This is a genomic window from Loigolactobacillus iwatensis (assembly GCF_003950295.1).
Classification (GTDB): domain Bacteria; phylum Bacillota; class Bacilli; order Lactobacillales; family Lactobacillaceae; genus Loigolactobacillus; species Loigolactobacillus iwatensis.
The window spans coordinates 1-18,250 of sequence record NZ_RHNP01000042.1; the positions used below are offsets into that span (position 1 = coordinate 1).

At 40.9% G+C, this 18,250-nt stretch carries 14 protein-coding genes; all 14 read left to right on the forward strand.

Annotated features, from left to right (window positions below; all coding sequences use genetic code 11):
* The first annotated feature begins 200 nt into the window (after positions 1-200).
* The 14 genes from EKM98_RS10180 (at position 201) to hemW (ending at position 17,924) form a co-directional block, all read left to right on the forward strand.
* Positions 201-968 carry an isoprenyl transferase gene (locus EKM98_RS10180; RefSeq protein ID WP_125982455.1) on the forward strand — a complete coding sequence of 256 codons (768 nt, stop codon included), beginning with the start codon at positions 201-203 and terminating at the stop codon, positions 966-968.
* Between the two features lie 17 nt (positions 969-985).
* Positions 986-1,768: a phosphatidate cytidylyltransferase gene (locus tag EKM98_RS10185; protein ID WP_125982457.1), complete on the forward strand. Its 783-nt coding sequence runs from the start codon at positions 986-988 to the stop codon at positions 1,766-1,768.
* A 50-nt stretch (positions 1,769-1,818) separates the two neighbouring features.
* Positions 1,819-3,090, forward strand: coding sequence for an RIP metalloprotease RseP (gene rseP, locus EKM98_RS10190; protein ID WP_125982459.1), 1,272 nt, complete (start codon positions 1,819-1,821; stop codon positions 3,088-3,090).
* Between the two features lie 64 nt (positions 3,091-3,154).
* Positions 3,155-4,867, forward strand: coding sequence for a proline--tRNA ligase (locus tag EKM98_RS10195; protein WP_125982461.1), 1,713 nt, complete (start codon positions 3,155-3,157; stop codon positions 4,865-4,867).
* Between the two features lie 117 nt (positions 4,868-4,984).
* Entirely contained in the window at positions 4,985-9,325 is a 4,341-nt protein-coding gene (locus EKM98_RS10200; RefSeq protein ID WP_125982462.1) for a PolC-type DNA polymerase III, read from the forward strand.
* A 165-nt stretch (positions 9,326-9,490) separates the two neighbouring features.
* Positions 9,491-9,964, forward strand: coding sequence for a ribosome maturation factor RimP (gene rimP / locus EKM98_RS10205; protein WP_125982464.1), 474 nt, complete (start codon positions 9,491-9,493; stop codon positions 9,962-9,964).
* Positions 9,965-9,984: 20 nt separating this feature from the next.
* Positions 9,985-11,136 carry a transcription termination factor NusA gene (gene nusA / locus EKM98_RS10210; RefSeq protein WP_125982465.1) on the forward strand — a complete coding sequence of 384 codons (1,152 nt, stop codon included), beginning with the start codon at positions 9,985-9,987 and terminating at the stop codon, positions 11,134-11,136.
* Positions 11,137-11,150: 14 nt separating this feature from the next.
* Positions 11,151-11,456, forward strand: coding sequence for an RNase P modulator RnpM (gene rnpM, locus EKM98_RS10215; RefSeq protein ID WP_125982467.1), 306 nt, complete (start codon positions 11,151-11,153; stop codon positions 11,454-11,456).
* Positions 11,446-11,760 carry a L7Ae/L30e/S12e/Gadd45 family ribosomal protein gene (locus EKM98_RS10220; RefSeq protein ID WP_068224629.1) on the forward strand — a complete coding sequence of 105 codons (315 nt, stop codon included), beginning with the start codon at positions 11,446-11,448 and terminating at the stop codon, positions 11,758-11,760. The genes rnpM and EKM98_RS10220 overlap by 11 nt, the downstream gene beginning before the upstream one ends.
* 4 nt (positions 11,761-11,764) lie before the next feature.
* The gene (infB, locus tag EKM98_RS10225) at positions 11,765-14,320 is read left to right on the forward strand and encodes a translation initiation factor IF-2 (RefSeq protein WP_125982468.1); all 2,556 of its coding nucleotides are present in this window, start codon (positions 11,765-11,767) and stop codon (positions 14,318-14,320) included.
* A 20-nt stretch (positions 14,321-14,340) separates the two neighbouring features.
* A complete protein-coding gene (gene rbfA / locus EKM98_RS10230) occupies positions 14,341-14,697 on the forward strand; it encodes a 30S ribosome-binding factor RbfA (protein ID WP_125982470.1) in 357 nt (118 codons plus the stop codon).
* Between the two features lie 188 nt (positions 14,698-14,885).
* Positions 14,886-15,803, forward strand: coding sequence for a tRNA pseudouridine(55) synthase TruB (gene truB, locus EKM98_RS10235; RefSeq protein WP_125982472.1), 918 nt, complete (start codon positions 14,886-14,888; stop codon positions 15,801-15,803).
* Between the two features lie 25 nt (positions 15,804-15,828).
* On the forward strand, positions 15,829-16,785 hold the full coding sequence (ribF, locus tag EKM98_RS10240; protein WP_125982474.1) for a riboflavin biosynthesis protein RibF: 957 nt from the start codon (positions 15,829-15,831) through the stop codon (positions 16,783-16,785).
* Positions 16,782-17,924, forward strand: a complete 1,143-nt coding sequence (gene hemW, locus EKM98_RS10245; RefSeq protein WP_125982476.1) for a radical SAM family heme chaperone HemW — start codon at positions 16,782-16,784, stop codon at positions 17,922-17,924. The genes ribF and hemW overlap by 4 nt, the downstream gene beginning before the upstream one ends.
* Positions 17,925-18,250 lie beyond the last annotated feature (326 nt).

Genomic DNA, 18,250 nt, shown 5'->3' on the forward strand with positions numbered 1-18,250 from the left:
TGAGCTCTTTTTCTGCACAAAAATCCTGTTAATAGTTTACCATTTGTAAACTATCAACAGGAAAAAGTATAGAGCCATTTATTTCGGGGAATTCGTCGTTGGGCGTTTTCCTCTTTTTTTCTATTAGCAGATGATAGTCAGTCAGCAGGTTTTTTGTTACAATAAGGTTTGGCTTTTAAATTTCGACTGGAGGGATCCGTGTGTTTTCATTTCGAAAAAATAAAACATCAGAGTTAGGGTCACAACTTGATCCGCAGCGGATACCAGCACATGTTGCCATCATAATGGACGGAAACGGACGTTGGGCGCAAAAGAAACACCGACCACGACTTTTTGGTCATAAGGAAGGGATGGAAACAGTCAAGCTGATTACAAAGCATGCCAGTCGGCTTGGTGTTAAGGTGTTAACACTTTACGCGTTTTCGACAGAAAATTGGAAGCGGCCTGAAGATGAAGTGAGTTACTTAATGCAATTGCCGGTAGATTTTTTTGATACTTTCGTACCGGAATTGGTTGCTGAAAACGTTCAAGTCAATGTAATGGGGTACACAGATCGTTTGCCAAAGAAGACGCAAAAGGCGGCCGCTGATGCGATTGCCGACACAAAGGCTAATACAGGTATGATCCTTAATTTTGCACTTAATTATGGTGGTCGTTCTGAGATTGTAACGGCCGTTCAAAAGATTGCGGCCCAGGCAGCTAGTGGGCAGTTATTACCTGCTGATATCAATGAGAAAACCGTTGATCAAGCATTAATGACGGCCCCACTTGGTCGGTACGCGGATCCAGATTTATTAATTCGTACCAGTGGCGAAGAACGAATTTCCAATTTTCTTCTGTGGCAAATTGCTTATAGTGAGCTAGTTTTTACAGAAAAGCTTTGGCCGGATTTTGATGCAGCGGCTTTCGATGCTGCAATTGCAACTTATCAAGGCCGTGACCGCCGATTTGGCGGATTAAAAAAATAGAAAGAAGTGTTAGCTATATGCGCCAGCGTGTGATTACAGCAGTGGTTGCGTTGATTATTTTTATTCCCATCGTAATTATTGGTGGTCCAATTTTTGATATCATGGCAGTGGTCCTCGGACTAGTCGGTTTATCAGAAATTTTTATTATGCGAAAAAAAATTATTGTTTCGGTAGAGGCACTGCTTGGAGCCCTAACATTACTTGCAGTTATGGTTCCTGATAGTTGGCTACCGGCGAATATTAACCGGCTCTATTTTATTTATCTATTTGTTATGTTACTTCTTGTTAATATGGTATTTTCTAAAAATCGTTTGAATTTTGACGACGTTGGGGTCACGGCATTAGCGGCCTTATATATTGGTACCGGTTTTTACTATTTTATTGTGGCGCGTGAGACCAGTGTAATGATGCTTTTTTATATTATGTTTGTTATTTGGTCAACGGATATTGGAGCTTACCAAATTGGACGTAAGCTAGGAAAACATAAATTGGCACCGCTCATTAGTCCAAATAAAACCTGGGAAGGATCAATTGGTGGTACAATTTGTGCCTTAATTGTTGGGGGCGTCTTTACCTATTTTGTACCACAAATCCAGGTTTACGCTTGGCCAGTGATGTTGTTATTAACGTTAGTTTTTTCAATTGTCGGCCAATTGGGCGATTTAGTTGAATCGGCTTATAAACGTTACTATGGTGTTAAGGATTCGGGTAAGATCTTACCCGGACATGGTGGTATTCTTGATCGTTTTGATAGTTTGTTATTTGTTTTACCTATTTTGCACCTATTTTTATTAGTCTAAAGCGCATAAATCCTAGGTACCAGTTTTCAATTTATTGAGGAGGAAACTGTGTGGAAACACTTATTGTATTCATTCTAATCTTTGGTGCAATTGTTATTGTCCATGAATTTGGCCATTTTTATTTTGCCAAACGCTCCGGCATTTTAGTTCGGGAATTTTCGATTGGTATGGGGCCAAAGCTTTGGGCATCACGACGCAATGAAACGACCTATACTTTACGTCTACTACCAATTGGTGGTTATGTGCGAATGGCCGGGATTGCGGATGATGAGGATGATGAATTACAGCCTGGCACGTCGGTTCTCTTAACGTTAGATGAGCAACAGAAAGTAAGTCGGATCAACGTTAGTCAAAAAGTCACTTTAAATGAAGGAATTCCGTTTGAAATTGCTAAGAGTGATTTACAGGATGATTTATTTATTGAAGGCTATGAAAATGGTGATGAGACTGAACTACGCCGGTACAATGTTGATCACGATGCGACAATTATTGAAAAAAGTGGCACTGAAGTTCAGATTGCACCACGCGATGTACAATTCCAATCGGCCTCAATTCCCAAGCGATTATTAACTAATTTTGCTGGGATTTTGAATAATTTAATTTTAGGAATTATTGGTTTTATTTTGGTGGCGTTTTTAATGGGTGGCGTTGCTAAAACATCCAACGAATTAGGAACGATCCAAGATAATTCACCGGCCCAAGCAGTGGGATTAAAAGCAGGCGATCATATTACTGCTGTTAACGGTGTCAAAACGCCAACTTTTCAGGATGTTGCACAGCAGGTTAATCGTTATCCAAATAAAAAGATAACGCTAACGGTACGGCATAAAGGGACTTCTGAAAAAATTACTGCAACGCCAAAAGCACAAAAGACCAACGGTAAGAAAGTTGGTGTACTCGGTGTTGCAGTGGCACTTGATACGAGTTTCAGTGCTAAGATTGCCTATGGTTTTACGCAACCTTGGTTTATTGTTTCCCAGACCTTTAAGGTTATTGGTGGTATGTTTGTTCATGGCTTTAATCTGAATAATTTTGGTGGTCCAGTGGCCATGTACGCAATGACCTCGCAGGCCGCGCAAAGTGGTTTGCCAACGATTATCAATTTAATGGCCTATTTATCAATTAGTGTTGGGGTCATGAATTTATTACCAATTCCAGCTTTAGATGGTGGTAAAATTCTATTAAATCTAATTGAAGCGGTTAGAGGTAAACCGATTGATCCAGAAAAAGAAGGAATTATATCATTAATTGGTTTTGGGTTAATGTTACTATTAATGATTTTAGTGACGTGGAATGATGTTCAACGCTTTTTTATCCGGTGAGTACATGCTGACTAGCGATTGTTCCAAATAGCTATATGTTTGTGATTAAAAAGGAGACGACTTTATGAAACAATCGAAAATGTTCATTCCAACTTTAAAAGAAACCCCGAACGATGCAGAATCTAAAAGCCACCAGATGATGTTGCGGGCGGGTTATATTCGGCAGGTTTCGGCTGGTATTTATAGTTATTTACCTTTGGCCTATAAGGTCATTCAAAAAATTAACCGGATTATTGAAGAGGAAATGGACAAAATCGATGCCGTTGAAATGCTCATGCCGGAAGTGATTCCAGCAGAATTATGGCGCGAATCTGGCCGTTACGATACTTATGGTCCGGAATTATTTAAATTCAAGGATCGGCATGATCGTGATTTTATTTTAGGTCCAACGCACGAGGAGACTTTTACCGACCTAGTTCGGGATAACTTGAATTCTTATAAAAAGTTGCCCCAAGTTTTATACCAAATTCAGCCAAAATACCGTGATGAAAAGAGACCACGTTCTGGCCTTTTACGTGGTCGTGAGTTTATTATGAAGGACGCGTATTCATTTACAGCTAATTTGGCCGATTTGGATGCTGTTTTTCGTGACATGGCAGAGGCTTACAAGACTATTTTTGAACGCTGTGGTTTGAAATTTCGTTCGATCATTGGTGATGCTGGTGCGATGGGCGGCAAAGATTCGCTGGAATTCTCAGCAATGGCCGATATTGGTGAAGACACGATTGTTTATTCTGATGCAAGTGATTACGCCGCTAATTTAGATATGGCTACAAGTTTGAATTTAGCTAAAAAGTCCCATGAGGATTTACAACGCTTAGAAAAGATTGCAACGCCAGGTGCTAAAACAATTGATGAGGTAGCCGAATTTCTGAAGTTAGACCCTAAACAGACGGTAAAGAGCATGCTCTTTATGGCTGATGGTGAGCCGGTTATGGTCTTGGTTCAAGGCAACTACGAAATTAATCCAATTAAATTAAAAAATTATCTTGCTGCCGCATCCTTGGAGCTAGCAAGTGATGCCGATGCAGTGCAAGTTTTAGGTGCCAGCTTTGGCTCTTTGGGTCCAGTTGGCCTGCCGCAAAAGGTTCGTTTATTAGCAGACAATAGTGTTGAAAATCTTGTGAACGTTGTTGTTGGCGCTAATGAAGAGGGCCAACATTACCGTAATGCCAATTTGACCCGCGACTTTACACCAGAGGCATTTGCTGATTTACGTTATGTTACTGAGGGTGAAATGTCTCCTGATGGTGAAGGCGTTTTAAAATTTACCAAAGGAATTGAGATTGGTCATGTCTTTAAACTAGGTACACGTTATACTGAGGCCATGAACGCCAATTTTCTTGATGAGAATGGTCGAAGCAAACCAATTATCATGGGCTCTTACGGAATTGGTGTGAGTCGATTACTCACGGCGGTTGCGGAGCAGCGGTCTGATGATCGTGGTTTAGTTTGGCCGCGGGCAATAGCACCATTTGATATTCACGTTGTTCCAGTTAACGCAAAAAATGATGAGCAAATGGTCTTGGCCAAAGAGGCTGAGCAGTTATTAGAGTCTGCCAATTACAGTGTTTTACTAGATGATCGAAAAGAACGGGCCGGGGTTAAATTTGCCGATGCAGATTTAATTGGTTTACCAGTAAGAATTACCATTGGTAAGAAGGCCAGTGAGGGTATCGTTGAAGTTAAAATTCGCCAAACTAGTGAAACAATTGAAGTCCAGAAGTCTGAATTGGTGGATACAATCAGTATTTTATTGAAACAAGTGGAAGACTAATTAAGAAAGTGTGACGCAATTTTTTTGGCCAGTGTGATTTTGTTGATAACAACTGCCAAATATTTTTTGCGCCACTTTTTATTAACCGTGCGTGCTTTACAAGAAAGGATGGCCATAGTGAGTTTAAGCGAAAGTGAGTTGTTCAGTAAATTACTTGAACAGATTAAGCTTGATTTGCCAGATGAGCAAAGTCAATATTTTGAACAGGCCAAAGTCAAGAAAGTAATTGTCCATCAGCAATCTAAAGTTTGGCAATTTTATTTTGAATTTGCAGATATTTTACCATTTGGTCTATTTACTGAGTTAGGCCAACATTTACAACAGGCATTTGCCGATATTGCGCGAATAAAATTTTCTATTAGTAGTCGCAACGCCCAAGTTGATAATCAAAAGCTTGCCGATTATTGGCGTTACGCTGTAAAAACCAGCGGCATTACTTCGCCCTTCATTCAAGACTTATGTGAAAAAGGCCAACCGTATTTGAATGATCGGCGGGTTCTACTGTTGGCTGATAATGAAATTATTAAAAACTTTTTAGTGACTCAGGCCTTAGAACCAATTGAGACGGCCTATCAAACAGTTGGCTTTCCTAAATTATCCATTCACCCGATGATTGATGAATCGGCATCACAGCAAAAAATTGACGAGTTTAAGGCGCAAAAGGCCAAGCAGGATGCGGCCCTTGCCAAGCAGGCGGCCGTCAGTTTGCAAAAGGTGGCGGCCCAGAAAGAGAAAAAATCAACAGAGGCGGTTTCTGGACCAATTTTGATGGGGCGGCAAATTAATGCCAAAGAGGAAGTCCGCCGAATGATTGATTTGACCGAAGAAGAGAATTCAGTGGTGATTGAGGGCTACGTTTTTGACGTTGAAGTTCGTGTCTTACGATCAAAACGACAGCTGCTTATTTTTAAAATGACGGATTACACTTCTTCTTTTACTGTCAAAAAATTTTCCCGGACTGATGAAGATGAACAATTATTTGCGGCTATGAAACCCGGCATTTGGGTCAAAGTAAAAGGGAGTATTCAGGAAGATAATTTCATGCGTGATTTGGTCCTAAACGGGCGTGATATTCAACAAATTAAACACCAAGAGCGATTGGATCAGGCCCCTGCGGGTGAAAAACGGGTTGAGTTACACTTGCACACTAATATGAGCCAAATGGACGCGACAAACAATATTAGTGAGTATGTTGCTCAGGCGGCCAAATGGGGTCAGACGGCAGTGGCGGTTACAGATCATGCTGCCGTTCAGGCTTTCCCAGAAGCACATACAGCAGGATTGAAAAATAACGTTAAGATCCTTTATGGTGTTGAGGCCAATCTGGTTGATGACGGGGTTCCGATTGCTTATAATTTAAGTCATGCATCGTTAAAGGACACCGAGTATGTGGTTTTTGATACGGAAACAACAGGGTTATCCGCGGTTTACGATTCGATTATTGAACTTGCTGCTGTTAAAATGAAAAACGGCGAAGTAATTGACGAATTTGAGGCCTTTATTGATCCAGGACATCCATTATCGGAAACGACCATTAATTTGACAAGCATTACTGATGATATGGTCCGAGGAACTAATACTGAACAGGAGGCCTTCACAAAATTTCAGGCTTTTTATCAAGGTACCGTTTTGGTCGGGCATAACGTCACGTTTGATATTGGTTTTTTGAATGCAGGTTACGCGCGTCATGATATGGGTGAAGTAGAGGTTCCAATTGTTGATACGTTGGAACTCGCTCGCTTGCTTCATCCGGAATTTAAAAATCATAAATTGGATTCATTGGCAAAACGTTTTAAAGTTAACTTGGAACACCATCATCGGGCCAATGCGGATGCTGAGTCAACAGGACACTTGTTATTCATTTTCCTAAAAGACGCGGAAAAACGTTACAATATGCAGTACATTGATGATCTAAATTCGCATTTAGGTGAAAATGATGCCTATAAACAGGCCCGACCGTTTCACGCCGTTTTAATGGCCAAAACACAGGCCGGGTTGAAGAATTTATTTAAGTTAGTCTCGTTGTCGATGATTAGTTACTTTTATCGAATTCCGCGCTTGCCACGTAGTGTGGTAGAAAAGTACCGGGAAGGTATTATGATTGGCTCGGCCTGCTCTAGCGGTGAAGTTTTTACAACAATGATGCAAAAAGGTTACAATGAAGCACGCAAAAAAGCTAAATTTTACGATTATTTAGAGATTATGCCTAAAGCGGTTTATGCACCACTGCTGGAGCGCCAACTGATTAACAATAATGGCGATTTAGAAGAAATCATCCAGAATATTGTTAAAATTGGTGCGGAATTGGGCAAACCTGTTGTTGCAACTGGAGATGTGCATTACCTTGATCCTGTAGATAAAATTTACCGTAAAATTTTAATTAATTCTCAAGGTGGCGCTAATCCGCTGAACCGAATTAATTTACCTGATGTACATTTTAGGACGACAGATGAGATGCTAAAATCATTTCATTTCTTAGGGGAAGCAACCGCCAAAGAAGTGGTGGTTACTAATCCACAAAAGATTGCGGCAGAAATTGAAGTCATGTCACCGGTTAAAAATAAACTGTACACACCTAAAATGCCCGGTGCTGAAGATGACATTAAGACAATGACCTACACAACGGCTCATGAACTATATGGTGAAAAGCTACCTGAAATTGTTGATGACCGAATTTCTAAGGAACTGAAAAGTATTATTGGTAATGGATTTGCGGTGCATTATTTGATCGCGCAGAAATTAGTGCATAAAAGTAATAAGGATGGTTATTTAGTTGGCTCACGTGGATCCGTTGGTTCAAGTTTGGTGGCCTATTTGGCCGGAATTACCGAAATCAATGCCTTACCGCCACATTATCGTTGTAATAAGTGTCATTACACTAAGTTTTTTACTAAAGGTGAATACGGTTCTGGTTATGATTTACCCGACCAAAAATGTCCTGACTGTGGGAGCGACTTAGAAAAGGATGGCCATGATATTCCTTTTGAAACTTTTCTAGGTTTTCACGGTGACAAAGTGCCGGATATCGATCTTAATTTCTCCGGTGACTACCAGCCAATTGCCCATAATTATATGAAGGTTCTTTTTGGTGAAAATAACGTTTACCGTGCTGGTACCATTGGCACGGTAGCGGATAAAACTGGCTATGGCTACGTTAAGGCCTATGAACGGGATACTGGGCAAACATACCGCGGTGCAGAAATTGATCGCTTGGCAAAGGGCACAACAGGAGTTAAGCGAACCACAGGACAGCATCCGGCCGGTATTTTGATTGTGCCAGATTACATGGATATTTATGACTTTACGCCAATTCAATATCCGGCTGATGATCAGACTGCGCCTTGGAAGACGAGTCACTTCGATTTTCATTCAATTCACGATAATATTTTGAAAATGGATATTTTAGGCCATGATGATCCGACGATGATCCGTAAATTACAGGACCTGTCGGGAATTGAACCGAAATCAATCCCACCAGTTGATCCTAAGGTGATGTCCTTGTTTTCGAGTACCGATGCTTTAGATGTTACGCCGGAGCAAATTGGTTCAAAAACTGGGACGCTAGGAATTCCAGAATTTGGAACTCGTTTTGTCCGTGGAATGTTGGAAGAAACTCACCCAACCACTTTTTCTGAATTACTACAGATTTCTGGTTTGTCACACGGGACGGATGTTTGGTTGGGTAATGCTGAAGAACTAATTCAAAAGAACGTCGTCACTTTAAAGGATGTCATCGGTTGTCGGGATAACATTATGCTTGATTTAATACATTACGGGATGGATGCTTCGATGGCCTTCCAAATAATGGAACACGTGCGTAAAGGTCGCGGGATTCCTGATGAGTGGCAAAAGGCCATGCGCGAAAATGAAAATGTCCCCAATTGGTACATTGATTCCTGTTTAAAGATTAAGTACATGTTTCCTAAGGCACATGCGGCCGCTTATATTTTAATGGCGTTACGGGTTGCCTACTTTAAAGTTTATTATCCAATTCTTTATTACGCGGCCTACTTTACGGTTCGAGCTGAGGATTTCGATTTGGTTGCTATGGCCCACGGAAAAGATGCGGTTAAGGCGGCCATGAAGGAAATTACGGATAAGGGAATGGATGCTTCAGCGAAAGAGAAAAATCTTTTAACCGTTTTAGAGTTGGCTAACGAAATGCTTGAGCGTGGTTTTAAATTTGAAATGGTTAGTGTTGAGCGCTCGGATGCGGCAGAATTTATCATTGAAGATGATGGGAAAACACTTTTGGCGCCATTTAGAGCAGTTCCGAGTTTAGGCATGAACGTTGCTAAACAAATTGTTTCTGCCCGGGAAGAAAAGCCGTTTTTATCTAAAGAAGATTTGAGTAAGCGTGGTAAAGTATCTAAGACATTAATTGATTATTTGACTGAAAATCATGTTCTCGACGGGATGCCAGATGAAAATCAGTTATCCTTGTTTGATATGATGTAGTTAAGGTAGGGAAAGTTGCGCTAGCACAGGTTCTATGGTATTATATAAACAGTATTTTGATACCTTAGTTGGAGTGAGCAGCGATGCTCGCTCTTTTTATTGGTTAAATTCTAGACACACTTTAATCATGTAAAAAGTAATCGAATTTTTAAAGGAGGCGTCAGTGTGAGTAGCGTCATAGAAACAGTTCAGGATGTTGTAACGCCGATTGTGAGTGATCTTCATGTTGAATTGGTTGACATTGAATTTGTGAAGGAAGGAAAAAGCTGGTATTTACGCGTCTATATTGATAAACCTGGTGGCATTGATATCGAAGAGTGCGCACTTGTAAGTGAAAAGGTTAGCGAACAGCTTGATGCTATGGATCCTGATCCAATTCCGCAGGCCTATTTTCTTGAAGTTTCATCGCCTGGCGCAGAACGTCCTTTGAAAAAAGAGGCTGATTATCAAAGAGCAATTGGCGACTATATTCATATTTCCTTATACCAACCAGTTGCGGGTGCTAAAATCTATGAAGGTACCCTGAAATCAATTTCGGTGGATGAATTAACATTGGACATAAAAATTAAAACACGACATAAAGAAATGACTTTTGATCGTAAAAAAATTGCGCAGGCCAGATTGGCGATTGAATTTTAAGTTGAAGGGACCGAACAAAAATGAGCAAGGAAATGCTGAGCGCCCTAAATGCACTGGAAACGGAAAAGGGCGTCAAAAAAGAAGTTGTGATCGAAGCACTAGAAGCTGCCTTAGTATCAGCTTATAAACGTAACTACGGTCAGGCACAAAATGTAGAGGTTGAGTTTGATCAGGCCAAGGGTGATATTCACGTATACGCCGTTAAGGAAGTTACTGATGAAGTGTTTGATTCCCGCCTAGAAGTAAGCTTAAAAGATGCCTTAGTTATTAATGATGCTTATGAGGTTGGTGATGATATTCGTTTTGAGGTAACTCCGAAAGACTTCGGACGAATTGCGGCCCAAACAGCCAAGCAAGTTATTTTACAGCGTGTTCGTGAAGCAGAACGTAATATCATTTATGATCAGTACATTAAGTACGAAAATGAGATTATGCAAGGTGTCGTTGAACGTCGGGATAGCCGCTATATTTACGTTAGTTTGGGTAAAATTGAGGCTATTTTGGCTAAAAATGATCAAATGCCGAACGAACATTACGAACCCCATGATCGAATTAAGGTTTACGTAACTAAGGTTGAAAATACACCAAAGGGACCGCAAGTATATGTTAGTCGGACACACCCCGACCTGGTTAAACGATTATTTGAACAAGAAGTTCCAGAGATTTATGATGGAACGGTAGAGATTGTTTCAATTTCTCGTGAGGCTGGCGATCGAACTAAGATGGCAGTTCGTAGCAATGAAGAAAACGTTGATCCAGTTGGAACTTGTGTCGGTCCCCGGGGTCAACGTGTTCAAGCAATTGTCAATGAACTTTCTGGTGAAAATATGGACATCATTGAATGGATGGACGATCCGGCAGCATACATTGCCAACGCCCTAAATCCGGCCCAAGTGGTTGATGTCACCTTTGATCCGGAAAATGAAAAGGCCGTAACCGTTATTGTGCCTGATTATCAATTATCATTAGCAATCGGAAAACGTGGTCAAAACGCACGACTTGCTGCTAAGTTGACGGGTTATAAGATTGATATTAAATCCGAAACTGAGGCCGATGAACCTGAAGTATCAGAAGAACCTGATGAAGAAAAGCAACCAGAAACATCGGCAACAGAAGTAAATGATACGCCAGTTGACGACGATGACACCGACCAAACTAATCAAGAAGACTAATGGGGGTGACACACATGAAACAGCGAAAGATTCCCATGCGTAAAGATGTTGTCAGTAACGAAATGAAACCTAAAAAAGAAATGGTTCGGATCGTTCGTGATAAAGAAGGCGTTGTCACTATTGATTCAACTGGTAAAAAATCCGGACGAGGTGCGTATATTTCGCTTGAACCGGCAGCAGTTGAGGCAGCAGGTAACAAGCATATTTTAGATAAAGCTCTAAATGTTGCGGTGACTGATGATTTTTATGCAGAATTGTTAGCCTACGTTAAGCATCAAAAAGCACGCCAAGAACTTTTTGGCACTAAAGATGCTAAGTAATCAAAAAGCGTTGAATTTGCTGGGACTTAGTTTGCGAGCCGGGCAATTGGTGATGGGTGAGGGCCTCGTGATCAAGGCAATTCAACAGGAAAAGGCCAAATTAGTTTTGGTTGCGACTGACGCAAGTCAAGCAACTCAGGCTAAATTTGCTGCAAAAGGTGACACTTACAGTGTGCCCGTTTTAAACGCCTTCACCAAAGAAGCAATGAGTCAAGCATTAGGCCGACCACGAACAATCATCGCAGTGGTTGATCAAGGTTTTGCTAAGCGACTGATTGCGCTACTGAATACGCAAGGAGCGTGAAGATATGGCTAAAAAACGTATCTATGAACTAGCAAAGGAATTAAATGTCGAATCTAAAGTGATCTTGGATCACGCCAAAAAGACCGGAATTTCGGTTAAAAATCACATGTCTACTGTTGACGATAGTCAAGAAAAGACTTTACGGGCAACTTTTGGACCAAAAAAGGAGGAGAAAAAGCCAAACACACAAACTAAAAGTGTCGCAAGTAAAAAGCCGGCCCAACCGGCTAATCACGAACAACACTCGGCCAACAAGCCAGTAGCTCACAACATCCAAAGTACCCAAAATCATCAAAGCAATCAAAGTAGTCAAAGTCATACGAGTAGCCAGACGCAAGGACACCACACAACTACTCAGTCGCAAAATAATAATGACCACCGTCAGGGCCAACGGTTTAATAATAACCGTGGTAACCAACAGTATAATAATCATGGTCAATCAAATAATAATCACCAACATAATAATAACCATGCACGAATTAACGCGAACCAAAACGTTAACACACAGGCTAAATCACCTAACCGTGCGCCAATAAATGCTGCCAATCCACAAAATGTGACAAGTGGGCACACAACTCGGATTAACAACAGCAATCGCACCGGAGTTACTGGTGGGAATGGTAATAGTCGTAATAATAATCGTTTTGGTGGAACGCAGAACCGTTTTGGTGGTAACAATAACCGTGGCGGCAATCGTTTTGGCGGTAATAATCGTGGTCGCTTTAATAAAAAGAGGGGCCGCCGCTATAATCATTCAAGCAAACCCCAAGCACCAGCAACGCAACGGAAGGATCGTGCGTTGCCAGAAGTATTACAATATACTGAGGGTATGAACGTTCAGGATATTGCTAAATTAATTCATCGTGAACCAGCCGAAATCATTAAGAAATTATTTATGATGGGCACGATGGTTAACCAAAATCAATCCTTAGATAAGGACACGATCGAAATTCTTGCCGCTGATTACGGGATTAAGGCTGAAGAAAAGGTTACCGTTGATATTTCTGATTTAGATAAATTCTTTGAAGATGGTCAAACAAATACTGAACACCTTGAAAATCGGCCACCAGTTGTTACCATCATGGGGCACGTTGATCATGGTAAAACAACATTACTTGATAAACTCCGCCATACTAACGTCACTGAGGGTGAAGCAGGCGGAATTACACAGGCAATTGGTGCCTACCAAGTGAAATCAAATAATCGTTTAATTACTTTCTTGGATACACCAGGACACGCTGCCTTTACGGATATGCGTGCTCGAGGTGCAGATATTACCGATATTATTGTACTGGTTGTTGCCGCCGATGACGGGGTAATGCCACAGACAATTGAAGCAATTAATCATGCTAAGGCCGCCCACGCACCAATTATCGTTGCGGTTAACAAGATTGATAAACCTAACGCTAATCCTGATAATGTGATGAAGCAATTAACCGAATATGGTTTAATTCCTGAAGACTGGGGTGGCGATACCATTTTTGTTCCTATTTCCGCAAAATTTGGTAAAAACCTCGATCAATTACTCGAAATGATTTTACTTGAAGCCGATATGCTTGAATTAAAGGCTAATCCAGAACAAAAGGCCGCCGGAACTGTCATTGAGGCTCGCTTGGATAAGGGTAAAGGCGCAGTTGCCTCGCTACTTGTTCAACAAGGAACCTTACACATTGGCGATCCAATTGTTGTTGGGAATACCTTTGGACGTGTTCGGATCATGACCAGTGATCAAGGTCGCCGAGTTAAGGAAGCAACACCTTCAACCCCCGTTGAGATTACTGGTTTAAGTGATGTTCCAGAATCTGCCGATAAGTTTGTTGTCTTTGCAGATGAAAAAACGGCGCGTGCTGCTGGTGAAGAACGGGCTAAACGTGCTGTATTAGAACAACGTAATCATACTAAGCACGTTACCTTGGATAACTTGTTTGAAACAATGCAAGAAGGTCAACTTAAAGAAGTTGATGTTATTATCAAGGCTGACGTACAAGGTTCAGTTGAGGCTTTAGCTAACAGCTTACAAAAGATTGAGGTCGAAGGCGTTCGGGTTAATATTATCCATGAGGCCGTTGGTGCAATCAATGAAAGTGATGTTACTTTGGCCGCAGCAAGTAACGCGGTTATTATTGGCTTTAACGTTCGCCCAACTGCACGGGCAAAGGAACAGGCAGATTCAGAAGACGTTGATGTTCGTTTGCATAACGTTATTTATCAAGCAATTGATGAAGTTGAAACTGCAATGAAAGGTTTGCTTGAACCAACCTATCAAGAAAAAGTGATTGGGCAGCTTGAAGTTCGTGAAATCTACAAGGTTTCTAAAGTTGGGACCATTGCTGGTTTTTACGTTACAAGTGGCTTAGTTCAACGAGATTCAGGTGTTCGCTTAATTCGGGATGGGATTGTCGTTTATGATGGTAAAATTGCTAGTTTAAAGCATTTGAAGGACGACGTAAAAGAAGTTCGTCAGGGCTTTGAAGGCGGTTTGATGATTGAAAATTACAATGATGTCAAGATCGGTGACACAATTGAAGTTTATATCATGGAAGAAGTTCCGGTTAAGTAGTAGACCTTGGAGGTAAACTAATGGCACATTATCGGATTGGTCGTGTTTCACAGGAAATCCAAAAAGAAACAACGGATATTTTGATGAAACGAGTACGTGATCCACGTGTACAAGGCGTCACAATTACTGGTGTTGATGTAACTGGTGATTTACAACAGGCCACTATTTATTACAGTATTCTTTCTGATACTGCACATGATGGTGAAAAGGCACAACAAGGGTTAGAAAAAGCAAGCGGTCTGATTCGCAAAGAATTAGGGCAACGAATTCGTTTATATAAAATCCCTGAACTAACCTTTGAACGTGATGAATCAGTTCAATACGGCAATCGAATTGATCAATTAATTGATCAATTGCACCGACAAGAACGTGGATAACCTATGAGAGAGTGGGAGAAAGACGCTTACGATTGAATTTTGTAGTTTCGTAAAGGCGTTTTTCCACACTCTTTTTTGTTTGTTAAAATGATAGCGGCTTCTTTTGTGACTTAGCCGCTTTTTTGCTATAATAAATACGTCTAATTAAAAGTAAGCGTCAGTAAATAAAATTGAGTGGGGGATGTCAAATGGATGGTATTTTACCATTATATAAGCCTAGAGGAATGACAAGTCGACAATGTGATTCAAAAGTCCGTCATATTTTAAAAACGCGTAAAGTGGGTCATGGAGGAACGCTGGATCCTAACGTTGATGGTGTTTTACCAATTTGTATCGGCAAAGCAACCAAGGTCGTTGATTATTTAGTTGGGAGTGGTAAAGTTTATCAAGGTGAGGTAACCTTGGGCTTTGCGACGACAACTGAGGATCTGGATGGTGAGGTTATTGCCACAAAGGCAGTTGCAGCAGCACCCAGTAATGAAGTAATTGATCAAACCTTGCAACAATTCGTGGGTACCATTACCCAAATTCCGCCTATGTACTCAGCAATTAAGGTTAACGGTCGGCGACTTTATGATTACGCACGGGCAGGAGAAACCGTTGAACGACCTAAACGGCAGGTCACCATCACGGATTTTAAACGCTTAAATGAACCACAATATGATGAACAAGCTAAAACGGTCAAGTTTAAATTTGAGGTTAGTTGTTCAAAGGGGACCTATGTCCGCACTTTAGCCGTTGATGTGGGGGTTAAGCTGGGTTATCCGGCGGTAATGTCTGCTTTAACGAGAACATACAGCGGTGGTTTTGCACTCGCTGATACTATCAGTTTAGAAGCACTGACGGACCTAGTGGAAAAGCAACAATCGTTAACGGTTTTACGACCGTTGGATTATGCTTTGCGTCACTATCCCGCCGTAGATTTAACAATCGAGCAGTGGCACCAAGTTCAAAACGGCGCCTTTTTACCTGCAGAAATTTTCAGTATGGTTGCCAACGAAGCGTCGGTTGCCGTTCGTTTTGAAGGATCAATCAAGGCGTTGTACCACCAGTCACAATACCCAAATTTATATAAACCAGAAAAGATGTTTTCAGTTGAAAACTGATCTTTGAATTAAAGGAGTAATTGATATGGACGTCGTTCGAATTCACCACCCGTACTCAGTTAAACAAATTAAACCAGAACCGGTAGTCTTGACCTTGGGCTTTTTTGATGGCGTACACCGCGGGCATCAAGCGGTTATTGGGCGTGCCCGAGAGGAAGCAAGAAAACGTCATTTACGCTTGGCCGTAATGACTTTTAACCAACATCCATCGCTGGTCTTTCATCAATTGGATCGTCGTTCAGCGACTTACTTAACAACGATTCCAGAAAAGATAGACCGGATGGCAGAATTAGGAGTGGATCTTCTTTACATTGTTGATTTTACTTCAGCTTTTGCTAACTTAGCGCCGGAAAAATTTGTTAAACAGTACATTGTGGATTTGCATGCCCAGGTAGCGGTAGCAGGATTTGATTATACTTTTGGTCCACAACGTGCGGGAATGGCCGATTTACCACAATTCGCAAAGGGACGGTTTGACGTTATTCAGGTCGGCCAGTTGAATCAAAATGCAGAAAAAGTTAGTTCAACAAGAATTCGGCACGCAATTGATGTTGGTGATATTGATGAAGCGGATAGTTTATTAGGTTATCCGTACCACTTGCTTGGCACCGTGGTCCATGGTGAGGCACGGGGGCGGACAATTGGCTTTCCAACGGTTAATATTCGACCTGAACCTTATTCACGGGTGCCGGGAATTGGAATTTATGCGGTTCAAATTAAAATTTGTGACGTCTGGTATTTAGGCATGGCCTCGATTGGTCGTAATATTACTTTTGGTGATGACCGTGACGTGACAATCGAAATCTACATTCTGAATTTTGGCAAGATGGTTTACGGCGAACCGGTTGAAGTTGCTTGGTACAGTCGTTTACGTGGTGAAGTTAAGTTTGATAGTGCCGCTGGCTTGATTGACCAACTTAAAATTGATGAAGTGGCAACTCGCGATTACTTTACGCAATATAAGGGGGAACTGCTTTCATGACCGGGGCCTACTTACATATTCCCTTTTGTGAACATATTTGCTATTATTGTGATTTTAATAAGGTCTTCTTGGAGGGACAGCCAGTTGATGAATATATTGACCGTCTGATTACGGAAATGCGATTGGTAATGGCAACGCATCCTGCGGAAAAGATTAAAACAATTTACGTTGGTGGGGGGACACCCACCACATTAACGCCAAAACAGTTGGCCCATTTATTAGCGGGAATTCGCCGTTACTTGCCCTTTGAGGAGGGTGAATTCACGTTTGAGGCCAATCCCAATGATCTACTCACAATTGATAAATTGCAGGTGCTACGTGATTATGGGGTTAATCGGTTAAGCATTGGAGTTCAGTCTTTTAATGACGAGATTTTAAAAAAAATTGGTCGAATCCATACTAGTGCTAACGTTTATACGGCCATTAAAAATGCACGTAAAGTTGGCTTTGATAACATCAGTATTGATTTAATCTTTCGTCTACCAGGGCAAAGTATTGCCGATTTTACGGATAGTCTGGATCGGGCAATTGCCTTAGATTTGCCACACTACGCAACTTATTCGTTAATTCTTGAGCGTAAAACCGTTTTTTACAATATGATGCGTCAAGGAAAGCTGTTTTTACCAACGCAAGATACCGAGGCCGATATGTATGAACTAGCCATTGAAAAATTTGCTCAGGCAGGTCGTGCGCAGTATGAGATTAGTAATTTTGCGTTACCAGGGATGGAATCCCAGCATAATTTAATTTATTGGCGAAATGAGAAATATTTTGGCTTTGGTGCTGGCGCGCACGGTTATTTAGGAAAGGATCGTTACCAAAATTTCGGCCCAATTCAACAGTATTTACAGCCTTTACGGGCCAATAAATTACCTGTTTTTGAGCATCGCGTTTTATCTTTATCTGAACAGATTGAAGAGGAAATGTTTCTTGGCTTACGTAAGATGGAGGGTGTTTCCCAAAGTCGTTTTGAAGAAAAGTTTCATTTGACGATTGAGGCAGTTTACGGACAAACCGTTAATAACTTAATTAAGCGTGGTTTAATGAAACAACAAGGCGATCGTTTAAGCCTAACGAAGCGTGGTGAATTTTTGGGTAATGATGTTTTCCAAGAATTTTTGATTGATGAGGCAATTTAGAATAAGGCGACTAAAAATAATCTAATGAGTTAGACTATTTTGAAGTCGTTTTTAGTTTGCCTTAAATTAGGGCCTTACCAAACAATAAATTCAATTTTTGACGAAGTTTATACTTAGATACATGAATTTAATTAGGAATGTGCATAAAATTATTTATTTTTGACCGTGATCATCAAAACAATTCACGACATAATTACTTTGTTAGGTTAATGTGATGGGCTAAAATATCCTTTGAGACGTTTTTTGATTTTATAAAATAATATTTTTGTAAGAAAAAGGTTGTCCTGCCTTGACTTAATTCAAGGAAGTTGTTATATTAATAATTG

Bases quoted from the DNA above. Each gene is read 5' to 3' on its own strand.
- EKM98_RS10185 (WP_125982457.1), top strand. From the start codon at position 986: ATGCGCCAGCGTGTGATTACAGCAGTGGTTGCGTTGATTATTTTTATT.
- EKM98_RS10195 (WP_125982461.1), top strand. From the start codon at position 3,155: ATGAAACAATCGAAAATGTTCATTCCAACTTTAAAAGAAACCCCGAAC.
- nusA (WP_125982465.1), top strand. From the start codon at position 9,985: ATGAGCAAGGAAATGCTGAGCGCCCTAAATGCACTGGAAACGGAAAAG.
- rnpM (WP_125982467.1), top strand. From the start codon at position 11,151: ATGAAACAGCGAAAGATTCCCATGCGTAAAGATGTTGTCAGTAACGAA.
- EKM98_RS10220 (WP_068224629.1), top strand. From the start codon at position 11,446: ATGCTAAGTAATCAAAAAGCGTTGAATTTGCTGGGACTTAGTTTGCGA.
- infB (WP_125982468.1), top strand. From the start codon at position 11,765: ATGGCTAAAAAACGTATCTATGAACTAGCAAAGGAATTAAATGTCGAA.
- rbfA (WP_125982470.1), top strand. From the start codon at position 14,341: ATGGCACATTATCGGATTGGTCGTGTTTCACAGGAAATCCAAAAAGAA.
- truB (WP_125982472.1), top strand. From the start codon at position 14,886: ATGGATGGTATTTTACCATTATATAAGCCTAGAGGAATGACAAGTCGA.
- ribF (WP_125982474.1), top strand. From the start codon at position 15,829: ATGGACGTCGTTCGAATTCACCACCCGTACTCAGTTAAACAAATTAAA.
- hemW (WP_125982476.1), top strand. From the start codon at position 16,782: ATGACCGGGGCCTACTTACATATTCCCTTTTGTGAACATATTTGCTAT.